This is a genomic window from Desulfoconvexum algidum, from assembly GCF_055382125.1.
The window spans coordinates 4,417,843-4,433,461 of record NZ_AP042394.1; the positions used below are offsets into that span (position 1 = coordinate 4,417,843).

General features: G+C 49.5%; 17 protein-coding genes. 4 read left to right on the forward strand and 13 right to left on the reverse strand.

The annotated features are described in order from the left end of the window. Positions 1–4: 4 nt before the first annotated feature. The 6 genes from ACZ45G_RS20020 to ACZ45G_RS20045 all read right to left on the reverse strand — a co-directional run bounded on the left by ACZ45G_RS20020 (position 5) and on the right by ACZ45G_RS20045 (position 6,134). Positions 5–1,915, reverse strand: coding sequence for a vWA domain-containing protein (locus ACZ45G_RS20020; RefSeq protein ID WP_464172267.1), 1,911 nt, complete (start codon positions 1,913–1,915; stop codon positions 5–7). A 32-nt stretch (positions 1,916–1,947) separates the two neighbouring features. Then, positions 1,948–2,943 carry a vWA domain-containing protein gene (locus ACZ45G_RS20025; protein WP_464172268.1) on the reverse strand — a complete coding sequence of 332 codons (996 nt, stop codon included), beginning with the start codon at positions 2,941–2,943 and terminating at the stop codon, positions 1,948–1,950. Further along, positions 2,943–3,524, reverse strand: coding sequence for a hypothetical protein (locus ACZ45G_RS20030; RefSeq protein WP_464172269.1), 582 nt, complete (start codon positions 3,522–3,524; stop codon positions 2,943–2,945). Before ACZ45G_RS20030 ends, ACZ45G_RS20025 begins: the two co-directional genes overlap by 1 nt. Then, positions 3,525–4,403: a DUF58 domain-containing protein gene (locus tag ACZ45G_RS20035; protein ID WP_464172270.1), complete on the reverse strand. Its 879-nt coding sequence runs from the start codon at positions 4,401–4,403 to the stop codon at positions 3,525–3,527. Positions 4,404–4,410: 7 nt separating this feature from the next. Next, positions 4,411–5,385 (reverse strand): AAA family ATPase, encoded by a 975-nt coding sequence (locus ACZ45G_RS20040; protein WP_464172271.1) that lies wholly within the window; start codon positions 5,383–5,385, stop codon positions 4,411–4,413. 131 nt (positions 5,386–5,516) lie between these two features. Next, entirely contained in the window at positions 5,517–6,134 is a 618-nt protein-coding gene (locus ACZ45G_RS20045; protein WP_464172272.1) for a TetR/AcrR family transcriptional regulator, read from the reverse strand. Positions 6,135–6,483: 349 nt separating this feature from the next. Here ACZ45G_RS20045 and ACZ45G_RS20050 point away from each other — a divergent pair, with 349 nt between their 5' ends. The 3 genes from ACZ45G_RS20050 to msrB all read left to right on the forward strand — a co-directional run bounded on the left by ACZ45G_RS20050 (position 6,484) and on the right by msrB (position 8,975). Beyond that, positions 6,484–6,669, forward strand: coding sequence for a hypothetical protein (locus ACZ45G_RS20050; RefSeq protein ID WP_464172273.1), 186 nt, complete (start codon positions 6,484–6,486; stop codon positions 6,667–6,669). A 12-nt stretch (positions 6,670–6,681) separates the two neighbouring features. Then, on the forward strand, positions 6,682–7,725 hold the full coding sequence (locus ACZ45G_RS20055; protein WP_464172274.1) for a phosphagen kinase: 1,044 nt from the start codon (positions 6,682–6,684) through the stop codon (positions 7,723–7,725). A 113-nt stretch (positions 7,726–7,838) separates the two neighbouring features. Continuing rightward, a complete protein-coding gene (msrB, locus tag ACZ45G_RS20060; RefSeq protein WP_464172275.1) occupies positions 7,839–8,975 on the forward strand; it encodes a peptide-methionine (R)-S-oxide reductase MsrB in 1,137 nt (378 codons plus the stop codon). 21 nt (positions 8,976–8,996) lie between these two features. Here the strand turns inward: msrB and ACZ45G_RS20065 are convergent, their stop codons facing one another. From ACZ45G_RS20065 to ACZ45G_RS20085, 5 genes are read right to left on the reverse strand one after another with little or no spacing between them, the layout of a single operon-like run. Next, the gene (locus tag ACZ45G_RS20065; RefSeq protein WP_464172276.1) at positions 8,997–10,034 is read right to left on the reverse strand and encodes a hypothetical protein; all 1,038 of its coding nucleotides are present in this window, start codon (positions 10,032–10,034) and stop codon (positions 8,997–8,999) included. An 8-nt stretch (positions 10,035–10,042) separates the two neighbouring features. Continuing rightward, positions 10,043–10,729: an ABC transporter ATP-binding protein gene (locus tag ACZ45G_RS20070; protein WP_464172277.1), complete on the reverse strand. Its 687-nt coding sequence runs from the start codon at positions 10,727–10,729 to the stop codon at positions 10,043–10,045. Continuing rightward, complete coding sequence (locus ACZ45G_RS20075; RefSeq protein ID WP_464172278.1) at positions 10,729–11,847, reverse strand: ABC transporter permease; 1,119 nt, start codon at positions 11,845–11,847, stop codon at positions 10,729–10,731. The genes ACZ45G_RS20070 and ACZ45G_RS20075 overlap by 1 nt, the downstream gene beginning before the upstream one ends. A gap of 38 nt (positions 11,848–11,885) precedes the next feature. Beyond that, a complete protein-coding gene (locus tag ACZ45G_RS20080; protein ID WP_464172279.1) occupies positions 11,886–12,224 on the reverse strand; it encodes a hypothetical protein in 339 nt (112 codons plus the stop codon). Continuing rightward, the gene (locus ACZ45G_RS20085) at positions 12,225–12,794 is read right to left on the reverse strand and encodes a nitrous oxide reductase accessory protein NosL (protein ID WP_464172280.1); all 570 of its coding nucleotides are present in this window, start codon (positions 12,792–12,794) and stop codon (positions 12,225–12,227) included. Positions 12,795–12,946: 152 nt separating this feature from the next. On the opposite strand from ACZ45G_RS20085, the gene ACZ45G_RS20090 reads away from it, so the two are divergent. After that, a complete protein-coding gene (locus tag ACZ45G_RS20090) occupies positions 12,947–13,651 on the forward strand; it encodes a sulfite exporter TauE/SafE family protein (protein ID WP_464172282.1) in 705 nt (234 codons plus the stop codon). Positions 13,652–13,667: 16 nt separating this feature from the next. Here ACZ45G_RS20090 and ACZ45G_RS20095 read toward each other — a convergent pair whose 3' ends face one another. Together ACZ45G_RS20095 and ACZ45G_RS20100 are read right to left on the reverse strand one after the other, a co-directional pair. Beyond that, complete coding sequence (locus ACZ45G_RS20095; protein ID WP_464172283.1) at positions 13,668–14,633, reverse strand: nitrous oxide reductase accessory protein NosL; 966 nt, start codon at positions 14,631–14,633, stop codon at positions 13,668–13,670. An 88-nt stretch (positions 14,634–14,721) separates the two neighbouring features. Beyond that, positions 14,722–15,606: a TIGR01777 family oxidoreductase gene (locus ACZ45G_RS20100; RefSeq protein WP_464172284.1), complete on the reverse strand. Its 885-nt coding sequence runs from the start codon at positions 15,604–15,606 to the stop codon at positions 14,722–14,724. Positions 15,607–15,619 lie beyond the last annotated feature (13 nt).

A 15,619-nucleotide genomic window follows, 5' to 3' on the forward strand; every position in this document is an offset into this window, starting at 1 on the left:
GCCGTTACCAGTCTCGTTCAATGGTTCGTTTTTGGATCACGGGCATCATCCCCATGCCGGGTTTGTCCTCCAGCCGATTCAGCCGATTTTCCAAAAGTGCGGATTCAGCCTGCCCTTTTTTTTCTTCCCGCCCCTTATCTCCCTGGCCCTTCTCTCCCTGGTCTTTGTCCTTAGCGTTAGCAGTTGAGGCTCCCTGGGATTCTTTATGGGGATCAGAACCCTTCTCATCCTTTGGAGAAGGGTTCTGATCCGTTTGGTTCTCCTGATTCGGGTTCTGATTTTCCTGATCCTGATTTTCCTGATCCTGATTTTCCTGATCCTGGTCGCCCTGATCCTGAGGCTCACCTGAGCTTTGCTCTTTTTGATCGGAACTTTTTTGACCCTCTTTATCCTTCTGGTCCTTTTGGTCCTTTTGGGAATCCTTATCTTTTTGGGAATCCTTCTGCTTTTTCTCCTGCTCTTTTTTTTCCTTTTGCTTTTGTTTTACAAATTCAAGATTTTCCAAGGTTTCCTTATCATCGGGAAAGGAGGCCAGAACGGCCTCATAATCCTTGATGGCCTCATCTAATTTACCCAGCCGGTATCGTGTGTTGGCAAGGTTGTACATGGCTTTATGGCGCAGATCCGAATCAGGGGAATTCGCAGCCTGGGCAAAATTTCGTTCAGCCTGGTCATATTCTTCATTCATATAAGCCGCCGCCCCAATGTTATAATAGAGTCGCAGATCATCGGGACTTTCAAGCTGGGCATCAATAAAATGGGTTTTGGCCTGGTCAAAGGAGCGATCCTCATAGGCGGCAAGCCCCTCTTTTACGTGGGAAGAAAAAATCTTGGCAGAGGCAGGCCGGATCTGGCTGCCTGTGCCCAGAGCCAGAACCAATAGTACCAGCCCAACCCGGACAACTTTTTTCCTCAACGGCAATATCATTTCCAGAAGCAAGAGCAGGACACAAGGGAATAAAAACCATTGGAACCGCTGTTCCCACACCTTTTTTTTGCCCTGGGTCAATGTTTTGCGTTCCATGGTGTTTAAAATATCATGGGTATAAATAAGATCCAGGTCCATATTGCCTGCCACGGACCTGACATACCGGCCGCTGGTGAGGGCAGCAATCTTTTCAAGCCCTTTGTCATCCACCCGGGACAGGATAATATTGCCGTCATTATCCTTTTTAAATCCCCCGGAGGAATCGGGTGAATCGGGTATGGGCGCGCCTGCTAGGTCCCCTACCCCAATGGTAAAAATCTTTATCCCTTCGGTTGCCATCTTCTTGGCAATTTCTTCCACTTCTTGAGCCCCGTTTTCCCCCATCGTATTTTCACCGTCGGTAATCAAAACAATGGCTTTATCCGTATCGGATCCTTTTTCAAACCCTGAATAGCAGGTTTCTATGGCGGCGGTCAAATTGGTACCGCCCACCGGCAAATAATCCGGGGTCAATACCCGCAAAAAGATATTAAAGGTGTCATGGTCCAGGGTCAGGGGGCATTGAAGGATGGCCTGGCCGGCAAATGCCACAAGCCCTGCCCTGTCCGATTTCATCAATCGGATCAAATCGATGATCTCTCTTTTGGCCCGCTCCAGGCGATTGGGCTTGATGTCTTGTGCCAACATGCTCTTTGAGCAATCAAGGGCGATCATGATGTCCACCCCTCGCTGGTGGGTCTTTTCCCATCTAAAGCCTGCCTGGGGACCTGCCAGGGCAAAAACAGCCAGGACCAATGCCACCAGAATCAGGACAGACTTTATCCATCTGATCTTAGGCCCGAACCCGGGCAGGATGTAAGGGTATACCCCAGGATCTGCAAACAGACCCAGTATAATTTTACGCTGCCTGATTCCATACCCCATGAGACCTGCAACAGGAACGATTGCCCAGAGCAGATATAATATATCGGGGTCGATAAATTTCATTCTATTTGTATCCGAATTTCATATAATTGTACCTAGGGAATCCTCATAAACCGGGTATGGCTCAATGCCAGATATGCCAAAAACATCATCAATCCTGCCACCAGAAGGGTTGAATATAATTCTTTATACTCCACCCATTTTTCAACCTCTACCTTTGTTCGCTCAAGTCCATCGATCATCTTATAAATTTTTTCAAGGGATGCCAGATCCGTGGCCTGGAAAAAACTGCCCGAGGTTTTTTGGGCAATGGTTTTCAAAGCATCCCAGTCCATATCCACGTGCTGGTAAACATATCGCTGCCCAAAAACCCCATCCACGAGGAAGGGAACCTCTCCTGTGGTCCCCACCCCGATGGTATAAATTTTCACCTTCCGTTGGGCGGCGATCTCAACGGCATCCTGCCAGGCGAGCTGACCTGCGTTACTTTTACCATCGGTGAGCAGGATAATGACATTGGAAGCACTCTTTACATCTTCAAGCCGTTTCAGGGAAATGCCAATGGCATCCCCAATAGCGGTTCTGGGCCCGGCCGCACCGATTTTTAACCGATCCAGCATAAAGGCAATGGTATTATAATCCCGGGTCAGGGGCAACTGGGTAAAGGCATTGGACCCAAACACCACCAGACCTATACGATCCCCCTGGCGCTCCATGATAAAATCAGCTACAACCCCTTTCACCGCTTCCAATCGGGTAATTATTTCATTGTCCCGCTTAAAATCAAGGGCGCGCATGGATCCGGACAGATCCAGGGCCAGGATAATATTCACCCCTTCGGTCATGACATTGATTTTCTCATCCCCGGACTGGGGCCGGGCCAGGGCCAGGATCATGCAGCTTACCGCCAGCACCTTTAACAAAGGCATAAAACGAGAAATCCTTGCCCCAAGGCTGGTCGGAACCGTTGAAAGAAATTCCAGACTGGAAACTTTAATTGTATTTATCTCGTCCTTTTTCAAGGTGTAGATCAACGCTCCCCAAGCGGGAATCAGCAGCAAAAAAAACCAGGGCGTGGCAAACCGGAACATCAGGAGCCCTCCTCTTCCAGCCCTTTGGACAGAGCTGGTTTAGCTACAACTGGCTCGGATAAAACCCGCTTGGATTCAAGATCCGTTTCCATCCCGGTGATCAATTGCCGGACAGAGGCTAGATCCTTTTTCACCTGATCCGCCTCCGGCACCACCGGCCCATACCGAAAGGGGTCGGAAACCGTTAAAAATTGGGCGACATTTTGTGTGAGCGCCTTGTCCATCCGGCTAACCCGGATCTGTCGTACCAGTTCCTGGGTGGTCATTTCAAGGGCATTCATGGCGTAGGAACTGCCGATATACCGCTTGATAAGACTGCCCAGATCAAAATAAAAGGCCTTGGGATCAATCACAGGCTTTTGGCAAAGACGATCCAATTCCCTCAGTGCAAGGGTATAGGGCGGGATAACAGGGATTTGGGCCATTTCCGTCTTGCCGGATCTGGCTTTCAAGAACCGCCAAATCAAAAAAACCACCAGGATCAGCAGAACCAGCCCCCCTGCAATGAGCAGGATCATTTTGACAAGGGCCGGGTCCAGGCCGACCATGACCGGGGCTTTTATGGGATTAATATCCTGCATTTATCGAAACCGCCTCTCCCGAAGCCGAAAGTATTGGGTCAGGGTGTCGGATATGGAATCACTGGTTTTCAAATCGATTAAATCTGTCTTTGCCTTTGAAAATATCGCCTGGGTCTCCTGGTGTACCCTGCTTTTTGCCCGTAAAAAACCATCTTTTGTTCGAGGGCTCGAGGCGTCAAAAAGAAGACTCTTCCCTGTTTCAAAATCGGAAAACCGTACAATTCCTTTCAAGGGTAGGTGATAGGCCCCCTCATCATAAATTCGAATACCAATGGGCTCATGTTTTTGCCGGGCAATTTTCAATTGTTTCGCATATCCTTCGCCTAGGAAATCAGACAGGATAAAAACAAAGGCCCGTTTTTTGGATATCCGGGAATAAAACGCCAGAGCAGAACCGATATCGGTTCCTTTTCCCTGGGGCACAAAGGTGAATATCTCCTTGATCACCCGCCAGACATGGGCAGACCCTTTTTTAGGCGGAATATATTTTTCCACCCGGTCCGAAAAGAAGATCACCCCCACCTTATCATTATTTTTAATGGCATTAAAGGCCAGCACCGAAGCAACTTCAGCCACTGTTTCAAGCTTCTGCCCTGAAAAGGTGCCAAATTTTAAAGAAGAGCTCATATCCACCAGCAACATGAGAATAGATTCACGCTCTTCCCGGTAGCGTTTGATAAAAGGCTTACCCAGCCGGGCAGACACTTTCCAGTCGATGGACTTGACCTCATCCCCCGGGCAATACTCCCGAACCTCCTCAAACTCGATGCCAGATCCTCTAAAAACGGACCGATACTGACCGGCCATGAGATTGTTCACGGTTCTGCGGGATTTAATATGGACCCGTTTGATTTTTTTTATGATATCTGCCGGAATCATCGATAAATTAAGGCACCTCAACCGAATCAAAAAGGGTGGCAATAATCTGGTCGCAGGAGATATCCTCGGCCTCGGCCTCAAAGGAAAGCAAAATTCTATGCCGGAGAACATCCGGCCCCACCCCCTTGATGTCCTGGGGTGTAACATAGGCCCGGCCCGCTAAAAAGGCCGCGACCCTTGCCGCTTTGGCAAGAAAAATACTGGCCCTGGGAGAGGCCCCGTATTCTATGTATTGTCCCATATCCATGCCATATTCCTCTGGATTTCGAGTGGCAAAAACCAGGTCCACGATATATTCTTTCAGCTTTTCATCCACATAAATCTGATCCATGAGCCCTGACATGACAGCCAGTTGTTCACAATCGATCACAGGCTGGATCTTTTCTTGCTGCTGGAAACTATTCTTTTTCAAGATTTCAAGCTCCTGGGCCTTGTCCGGATAATCCACCAGCACCTTGAGCATAAACCTATCCACCTGGGCTTCGGGCAGGGGATAGGTGCCTTCCTGCTCAATGGGATTCTGGGTGGCAAGCACCAGAAAGGGGGAGGGCAGCAAATAGGTCGTATCTCCGATGGTCACCTGGCGTTCCTCCATGGCTTCCAACAGGGCGGACTGGACCTTGGACGGGGCCCGGTTAATTTCATCGGCCAGGATAATATGATTGAACAAGGGGCCTTTTCGGGTAATAAAATCAGCTGTTTTGGGTCGATAAATCTCGGTGCCCGTAAGGTCGGCCGGCAGCAAATCCGGGGTAAACTGAATCCGTTTAAAGTCCGCTTGGACCGCAGCGGCAAGGGCCTTTACAGCACTGGTCTTGGCAAGACCCGGTACCCCTTCAATCAACACATGCCCCCCGGTCAAAAGCCCTGTTAAAAGGCTGTCCACAAGCTTTTCCTGGCCCACAAGCTGTTTGGATATTTCATTCCTGATCCGGCTGATCAACAGATGGCTTTGCTCAATGGCTTCTTTGATTTCTTCCATACTTCCCCATACAATTAAGGTGAGATGCCAATAATATTTTGGCACCATATGCACAACAATTTTAAATATAATAATAAGATTATTAAAAGTGTCAAGAACAAGACAATGGCGGGAAATTTTTCACGATTTTCCTAGTTGCCCAGAAGTTGATTTGAATACAGGGAAGAGGTAATTTTAACAACCTTGAGAATATGATCCCGTGCAGAATCCTTGTCTTTTAACGGGTTATTTCGAAAGGTCATTAAAATACCGGCAAGGGAGGCCACAAAGGAATGGGAATAAATCCGTGCCATCTCTGTGGCCAGGCCGTGTCGTTCCAAAAGCGTTGCAAATAGGTCAAAAAAGATTTTGGTGACAGAATCAAACTGGCCCATGACCGGATGGGTCAGGTTGTCCTTGAGCATCAGGTAGGTCATCATCTGAAAGGTGGATTCATTTTCAATGAGATGTTTCACAAATGTCATGGCAAAATCTTCAATCCCAACAGGCTCATCATTTTCAAGCATCTTCTCAAACGCTTTGCTGGCAGAGGCGATATCCTGAATAAAGGCTTCGTTAAACAATTCTTCCTGGCTGGGAAAATACCGATAAATGGTGGCAGGAGAGATACCGGCTTCATCGGCCACCTCCCTCATCCCCACCTCATAAAAGGGTTTTTTCGCAAATAATGCCAGGGCAGATTCGATCACAATTTGTTTTCTTGCCTGTTTTTCCTTTTCTTTGAGTTCTGCAAATCTTGATTCAGCCACAGATAATAACCCTCATTTTAGTTTTTACTCTTTTTTTGGATTGAGCGCTTGGATTAGGCGCACTGGTGAATTCTTTTTTTCATTTATCATTTGTTCGCAATTCTTACAAGGTAAAAGCCAAAATTTCATGGCTGAGTCTGATATGGCTGGAAAAGTATGGTCGAATCCAAAACCCAATGCACCGTTAAAATCAGACCAATTCTTTTTTATTTTATGTATCTCCTCTTTGCAATAAAAAACTGAAATCGGTTACAACCCATTCTTTTTTTTGCAAACATCGGTTGGATATTGACGATCCACCAAGACTTGATATATAGTTAAGTTTTTAATTATATAGATATGAATGCATATGGAAAATTCAATAAAAAGAGATTTGTTTGATTTTGAAATTGGTTATTTAACCAAGAGCCCCTGTCTTACCTGCGAAAACAAAAAGAATCTGCCCAAGTGTCATGACCAATGCGTGATTCTTGATAAAATCCAGACAACCCTTGCCCGGGGAATCTCCTCCCAGGCCTCCTCCTATAGAAACTAACATCTTAACCTGATGCCTTTGGTTTTTCCTAAATTTCATCCAGACGCCAGGTCCCTGGTAAAACAATATTTGACCCCGGCTGTGTATAAACTATTGGCCCCCCTGAAAACCCAGACCGGCTTCACCCTTGCGACGGCCATCCAGTCGGGTCTTAAGAATCCAGACAGCCATATTGGAATCTATGCAGGCGATGCCCCCTCCTATTTTCTTTTTGCACCTATATTCGATCCCATTATCCATGCCTACCATGCAGTGGATAAAACGTTTGAATACAGGCCTGGTCTTGATCAAACTGGCCTTGATCAAATCCGCCTTGCCCCCCTGGATCCCGACAAGGCCTTTATCTTGTCTAGCAGAATCAGGGTAGCCCGGAATCTATCAGGATTTTGTTTTCCCTGCCACATTAGTTCCCGGGACCGGGCCCGGGTTGCATCCCTTGTTTCAGATGCCGCAGAAACGATGCCCCGGGAGCTTGCGGGCAATTATCTCTCGTTCAAAGATCTGAGCCCTTCCCAGATGCAGGATTGTCTAACCCGAAAACAGGCATTTCCCAAGGGGGATAGATTCCAGGATGCTGCCGGCATAAACCGGGAATTCCCCGATTCCCGGGGAACTTTTACAAGCCGGGATAAACGTTTCATGATCTGGGTCAATGAAGAGGATCATTTAAGGATTATCTCAATGGAAGCCTCCGCTGATATCTCCGGGGTGTTTAATCGTCTCTGCCGTGGCTTGGATCATTTGAGCACCCGGCTTGAATTCGCCTTTGACAAACGATATGGCTTTTTGACCTCCTGCCCCACCAATATCGGAACCGCCATGCGGGCAGGGGTCCACATTCGGTTAAGAAAACTTGAAAAAAATCAGGCCCGCTTAAAAACACTGGTAGACAAATACCATCTCCAAATCCGGGGAACCGGTGGAGAAAAAACATCTGTGGAAAAGGGTGTTTTTGATATCTCCAACAAACAACGACTGGGAATCCCTGAAACCCGGATCATCCAGAACCTCCATTCAGGACTTGCCGCCATTATTGAAGCGGAAAAAAGCCTCTAACCCCCCATTCTTTTTCATCCGGCTTTTGCATCCTTTTTTCGACCTGGTACTTGCCAAGCCTTGTTTAATGCATAAAATAAAGTTAGGTTTAACTTATAATTACGGAGTGAGCCATGAAATTATTAACCCTATTTTTAGTGACATTGGCCCTTGTCATACCAGCAGGTGTTCTGCTGTCTGCCGGCAACCAAACCAAAGTCGTGGCAAAGGAGGAAGGTGTGAAAAAAACCGATAAAGTTGAAACAGCGACCTTTGCAGGCGGATGTTTCTGGTGTGTGGAATCAACATTTGAAAGACAAAACGGCGTATTAGATGTGATCTCAGGCTATACAGGGGGACCTGAAAAAAATCCGAGTTATGAGCAGGTATCCTCCGGCACCACAGGCCATTTAGAAGCCATCCAGATCACCTATGACCCGGGTATCATTTCCTATAAATCCCTGTTGGAGATTTTTTTTAAACAGATCGATCCCACGGATGGCCAGGGATCCTTTGTGGACAGGGGAGACCATTACAGATCTGCTGTCTTTTTCCACACCGAGGCTCAACGAGACCAAACCGAAGAAACCATCCGGCTGATTGACACTGCAAAAATATTTGACAGCCCTGTTGCCACACAGGTACTTCCCGCAGGCGCCTTTTACGCGGCAGAGGCCTATCATCAGGATTATCATCGAAAAAACCCCATCCGGTATAAATTTTACCGGTCCGGATCCGGCAGGGACAGTTTCATTAAAAACTTCTGGAACAAAAACAGTCAAATCTTTGATCAAATGCCAAACAGTGCTACCGGTTCGACAGCAACCCCATCGTCAACCACTCCCCCAACAGATACGGATCTGAAAAAAAAGCTCACGGAGCTCCAGTATCAGGTAACCCGTAAAAACGGAACAGAACCTGCCTTTGACAACACCTACTGGGACAATAAACAACAGGGCATCTATGTGGACATTATTTCCAACAAACCCTTGTTTTCCTCCACGGATAAATTTGATTCCGGAACCGGCTGGCCCAGTTTCACCAAACCCATTGACAAGGTTGAAGTGGTTGAGGTTGAGGACAATTCATTTTTCATGCGACGGGTGGAGGTGAGAAGCAAAACAGGCGATGCCCACCTGGGCCATGTGTTTGATGACGGCCCGGCCCCCACAAAATTGCGGTATTGCATTAATTCAGCCTCCCTTCGATTTATACCAAAAGAAAACCTGGACAAAGAGGGGTATTCAAATCTCGGTCATCTTTTTGAATAGCAGGCCGTATCCCTTTGATTTTTATCCAGACATCCAGACGCCATGGCGCAGCCGCCAGACAATGGCCGGCAGAACGGCCAGGATCAAAAAGACAAGCTGTGCCATGGTGATTCTTTTTGCTGCGTGCCAGCAGCGATCCAGTCCGATCCAATAAATGCCGGTGTCGTGCTTCACTAAACATGGCAGCAGGAAGATCGTAAGCCCCTCCATTCCGATAATGGCCATTGCACCATACAGCGGATACCCGACCAGATGATGTTCAGGAAGGAACAGGCACCAGGGGCAATGATGATGAAGCACGCGATAGTGATAGGCGGATAGAACATTGACCAGCATCAGAGCCGCAACCGGCAGCCACAACCAGGTGACGGCGGCAAGTAGAGACCTTGCCCGGGGGCGATCCCTCCTTAAAACGATTAAACCCACAGACAGCACGAAAAGCAGAATATTCAGAACAATGAAGGCGCCCGCCCACACAGTGTCCCCTATGCCGAAAATACTGCTTGCCTGTTCCAGGGTTGAAAACTGATCGTAAACAACCGCACAGCAGTCCACCGGCTGGTGGGGTCTGATCCCTGCAAATGCTTCATAGGTCTGCTTTAAGGTTAAGACAGCCACCACAGGGATGACCAGAAACAGACGGGCAGACGTCTGGGTCAACGGCATCTCAGGGAGCATTCGATTCAGTCTGTCCAATTCATACCAAAGTTTCATCAGCAGCAGCAAAAGACCGGAATACAGCAGCAACCGGGTGCTGCCGTTGGCCGCCATTGCCTGACAAACGCCGGTACCGCACATTGCGCCTGGAATATCTTCGCAAAAGATATTGGCAATTCCGAAAATAAGCAGACCCGCAGCGAACAAGGCTAACCCGCAAGCCGCTCTTCCCAGGATAGAGGCGCCTTCCGCTTTGGCTTCCAGGGACAGCTGACCAGAGTCAGCCACAAGCGGCTGCCAGTTAAGTACCGTGTTCACCCATGTTGGGCAGGCCGCCAGCATAAGAAGCAGCGACATAAACTGTGCAGATAGGATGGCCAGCAATAGGGGATGCCAAAACATGATACGCCTCAGGAAATCAATAGATTCAGGACACCGTGTTCCAGCCGGTAACACAGAGACGGCCCCGGAAGCGTGTCCAGGGCTAATCCATGTGCGGCAACGATCACAACCGCATTCCGGCAGGTATGATGGTACAGCAGGTCCATCATCTGTCTGCTGCTTTGGGCATCCAGATGAGATGTGGGTTCGTCGGCAAATATAAAGTCCGGCTGGTTGACAATTGCCCTGGCCATGGCTGTTTTCTTTCGTTCTCCCCCTGAAAGTGAGGCGACCGGATTGCCGGCATGGTTCAACAATCCCACTCGTTCAAGTGCGTCCATGCTTTGAATTCGGCATGCGGACAGGGTGCGACCCAGAGGAATCAACGGCAGCATGACATTTTCCAGGACCGTCAGATCCTGAACAAGATGGTCGTGCTGAAAGACAATGCCTGCCTGCCGCCGCCATCGGTCCCTGTGCGGTCCGGTCCAGCGGGAAATTGCCTGGTCGTTTACCATCACCTCGCCCGATGTCGGGCGGGTGAGCCCTGCCAGAGTATTGAGCAGAGTGGTTTTGCCTGTACCAACAGGGCCGGTGATAATGCTCATTTTCCCCGCCTGAAAACCGGCAGTGATCCTGTCCAGGACCTTGCGTTTTTTTTTGTTTCCCAAGGTAAAGGAAACGCTTAGATCGCGGCATGTAATTTTGGAACTCATCAGCGGTCTGCCCCTTTGATCATATCATGAACATCCGAGGTTGCCCCCTTTAATGCAGGTAAAAAAGCAGACGCAATCACCGGTACCAGCATCAAGGCAGCCACTTCCAGCACAACGGTTGCAGCACCCGTTGTTTCCAGATAAAAGGATGGGGGTATGGTTTTCCAACCGAAAAAAAAATCAGCCACCCAGCCGGCACCGGGTCCGTAAACCAGAACAAAGGACAGGCAGATGCCAACAACGGCCGAAGGCAGGCAGACAAACAATTCCCGGTACATTTGAAACCGGATAATATCACCGGTGGTCCAGCCCGTTGCCTTCATAATGCCAAGATCCGATTGCCGCCCCATTGATTTTCGGGTGTTTACCGCAACCAGAAGGCACAAGGCCAGCACCGCAGGAATCACGGTGATGGCGACAAGGGTTCTTGCGCGATTCAAACGGCTGGCAGACATTCCCTGGCTCTGCCGTCTTGTGACACATCTCACCGGCCAGGCGAATGCAGCGGCCAGGTCTGACAGGATGGCGTCCTGCTCTTCCTCATGAAAAACGTCAATGGCCAGATCACTGGCATACCCCTTGGGAAGGCCGATCAGGTGCCGGGCATCCTCGGGATTCATCAAGACCAGATCATGGGTAAACAAGCTGGTTTTTTCCGGCAGGCGATCGATGACCTGGTAAGTTTGGCGGACCACCCCTTCCAATTGCAGAGTGCCGGCAGATTGACCGGCAGGTTGACCTGATGCAACGCCAAACCCGATGATCACTTCCCCCCTTTCCGGCAGCCGGGTCAGCTGGCCGGCCAGCCCTTGGGGCATCCCCTCTCGTTGTACCCCCACCATGGTCAACAGTCCATCCGGGCCATTGACCAGGCCCCAGATTCTGGGCCTCACAGAAACAACCCCGACAACCGTTTGTGCCGCCAGAACCGACGCCGGAACCGGCAGGGGGCAAAAGCCTGCGGCATCAAATCGTCTCAGGACAATGGAAGGCGAGGCGTCTAACAAGGTGTTCAGCGTATCCTGCACTGCCCGTGGAAACAGCAGCAGGGTGCCAACAATGGCAATGGTCAATGTCAAAGTGATGCCTAGGAGAAGGGCTTCATAGGGCCGCCGCAAAAGATCCCGGAAGGCCCAGATTTGCAGGGTACTGAACGTTAGTCTTTTAATGGCATCTCTCCTCTCGCCGGTTTAGAGCTGCCCGCCATCTCGTTTTCCAGGGAAAAATCCGCCAATGGCATCAATGGCAGGTGGGGGCTCTGACGCCGGTCGATTGCCAGACCAGCATAACCGGCATTGCGCATCACATGCCCTGATGGAACAATAGCAGGGGTCTGGAGTGCTAAATAGGTAATCCACAATTGTGTTGTCTGCTGTGAATCGCGATGGGTATGAACGCTGAGTATGGCAATAACAGCAAGTGCGATGAAGCTTACCAGGGCTATCACCACGAGGCCGTTTCCGGATGTATCGAGTCGATCGCAGGATGGTTTCATTTATTCTGCCATTTTTTTGCCGGTCATTTCATACCAGCGGGCATCATTCAGATCCTTGAGCAGAACCTGGGTCTTACCCCCATGCCGTCGTTTAAACACCCTGAGATGACGTTCATCCAGAACAGGCACAAGCGCCGGTCCCATGGGGCCGATGACATCCGAACCATATACAAATATCATGTCACGGCCATCCATCTGCCGGCCGGAAAAGTATTCCCGAACAATCGGTCGTTCAAGTCTGTCCCTTGCCAGCCCCAGGTAAATTTCAGGGTGCATCCACGACCGAATCAGACAACCGGTACTGCAAAAATAATAGGTAGTGGTATCTTTTAACTGGATCGCACCATTAAATTTCGAATACTGAATGACCCGCATTCCGCAAACCGGGCAACGATCCGAGGGGCTTACCTGCATCTGATGGTTTTCGTCTAACGGCGTAAGGCCGATCCGGGGATGCTTCCCGTCAAACGCCTCGGACACCCCAAAAGGCAATCCCACAGACAGTAAAAGCAGCACTGCAAATAAAACTGTCGTGAATCCCATTGCTTTTTTTATAAAGACATTTAACAAATCCGTTCCTTTTTTATCTGGTGTCCTGCTGTCCCGAATCCTGTTATCACCTGTTATCACCAAGAGGCAGGCGCTTCTGGCTTGACGCAATATCAAACAATCTGTACTATACTCACAAGTGATAATCAATGCAATTAATTCATGACAGATCAATGGAACCCTTTTGGATTATGGAAGCATCCTCCCTGTTGACTTTATTTCTTCTCGGCCTTTCTGGAACAGGCCATTGCCTCGGCATGTGTGGTCCGCTGGTCCTGGCTTTTCCCGGCAAAACCGGAAGATTCGATTCCCATCTATGTTACCATGCCGGTAGGATTATCACCTACATGCTCATAGGGGTCCTCATGGGAAGTCTGGGTCTGGCACTGGCAAAACTTGTCTCTGTTGCAGGGCTGAACTACCTGGAAACCCTGGCCCGCATCCAGATAGTTTTTTCTTTGCTGGCAGGAATTTTTTTGGCGCTCTTTGGCCTTGGCCAGCTGGGCATCATCGGTCAGTCTGAATGGCTTATCATATCCAATCCCCAGAGAATACCCGGCTACCGCTTTGTTGTGCGATCCGCCTTCCAGAGATCTGATCGCTGGTTAATGGTCATTACCGGGATGTTTATGGGCTTTATCCCCTGCGGCCTGTCTTTTGCTGCCTTTTCAAGCGCATTGGCTGCCAGCCGACCGCTGGAAGGCGGCGCGTTTCTGCTGGCTTTTGGCCTGGGCACACTGCCCGGCCTGCTGCTGCTGGGTACGGGCGCCTCGGTCATTGCCCGCCGATACCGACGGCATTTCGATCTTTTCTCCGGCATGCTCATGATCGAAATGGCGGCATCGCTTATCATAGAAGGGGTGGCAGCCCTTTTTTAATCAGTCCTTTTTTTAATCAGTCCTCTGTTCTGAAAATCTTGAGCGGATACACCCACCCCGGCACAATTTTTTCAATGGTGACATCACCATAGTTGACCGCAGTACCGCCGTTTTCAGCAGCAAATTCTGACGCTTCCGCCATTGAGTTGAAGGGGAACGCCTCATACCCCATGGGGCCGAATACTTTTGAAGAGCCGGTCACATAGAATGCGGTCCGGCCACTGGTCCACATCCCGGAATTGCGATCCACCACCCAAATCAAGAAAGGGTTCATTGGCGGGTCAACATATAGAGACGACTCGCCCATAAAAGCGAATAAACACTGGGTCGAGCAGAAGTGAAACGTTTTCCCGCTCTTTATTTGTATCTGACATTTTCCATAGGGGTAGCGGGCCGGAACCATATTGCAAACAGGGCATCTGTCTGTTTCGGACGGTTCAACAATCTTACCCTTTTTAATCTGCCGGACCTTGATCATCTTGTTTTCTTTTAAAACGCTGGATTTAGCCGCTGCAAGCGCGCCCGAAAAATCAAGGAGGTCACCACCGCATCGTTGCGCAAATTCTGTGGCGGTTGTCCTATTATCAAACACAATTTTAGAAACCGGACTCATGGTGCCTGCTGCAGCCGACCCTGAAACAACAAAGGCGCTGCCAGCTGGTATCATCTTCCCGGGTTCGTGATACACCGCGAGCATAATATCACTTGGGTCCTGACCTGTTTTTATACTCCAGTCGGCCAGACAATGGAAAGAGCAGACCTGTTCTACCCCCTGAAACGGCTTAAACCTGATCCAGGTTCGGGCCCACATGGGCCGAACCATACCGCAAACCGGACATTGTCCTTGAAACTGAGTTTGCGGCGGCATCAAGGGATGCGGTACCTTACACTCCATTGCCCGGGCAGCAGGGAGGAATACGGCCAGGGACAAAGGCGTTAAAGAAAGGATTTTCAAAAATTGGCGACGTTTAAGAGATCTCATTTCATATCCTTTCAAAAGTGTTCATAATAATTGAACTGACCATGATTGAAGGCTGTGATTGAAGGCTGTGATTGAAGGCAGTCTTGTTTTATACCACATCTGCCAGGGCTTGTTCCAGGTTCTCATACACGAAGGCATACCCGGCTGCCTGAATTTTTTTGGGCAGAATTTTCTTGCCTTTGAGCAGCAATTCTTCCCCCATCTGCCCCATCAAAAGCTTGATGACGACTCCTGGCATTGAAAAAAAAGTCGGGCGGTTCAGCACCTTTCCCAATGCCTCGGTGAACTGCTGGTTTGTTACAGGATGGGGTGAGGTGCCGTTAACCGGGCCTTCAATGCTGTCGTGTTCAATACAATGCAGTATAATACCAATCAAATCATTGATATGAATCCAGGACATCCATTGGGTCCCATCACCCATCCGCCCCCCTGCCCCCAGCTTAAACGGGCCCAGCATTTTGCCCAATGCCCCGCCGTTTCCAAGGACAATACCCGTGCGCAATAAACAGGTACGGATGCCAAGCGGCTGGGCCTGAAGGGCAAGCGTTTCCCATTGTCGGCAGATCTGGCTGGAAAAGCTGTCATCGCCAATTCCTGTTTCGTCAATGGGCTCGTTTGTTCTGCCGGTACCATAATACCCAATGGCTGAGCCGCTGATGAACACTCGGGGTTTTGGCGCTATCCTGGCAAAATATGCAATCAACTCTTGTGTTGTATCCAGACGACTGCGAAGGATCCGTTGTTTTTGGCCGTCGCTCCACCGTTTTTCCACAATCGGTTCACCGGCCAGGTTAATCACGGCATCAAATATCATCTCGTCGGTCAGGTCTGCCAGAGAACCAATCCCCTGGACAGGCGATTGGAGCGTTTCCGGATGTCGGCTCAACACCACCAGATGATGCTGAGCGTCCAGCAACCGGGAACAAAGGGCTGACCCGATAAATCCGGTGCCGCCGGTAATAAGTATATTCATTTTTTTTAAGCTC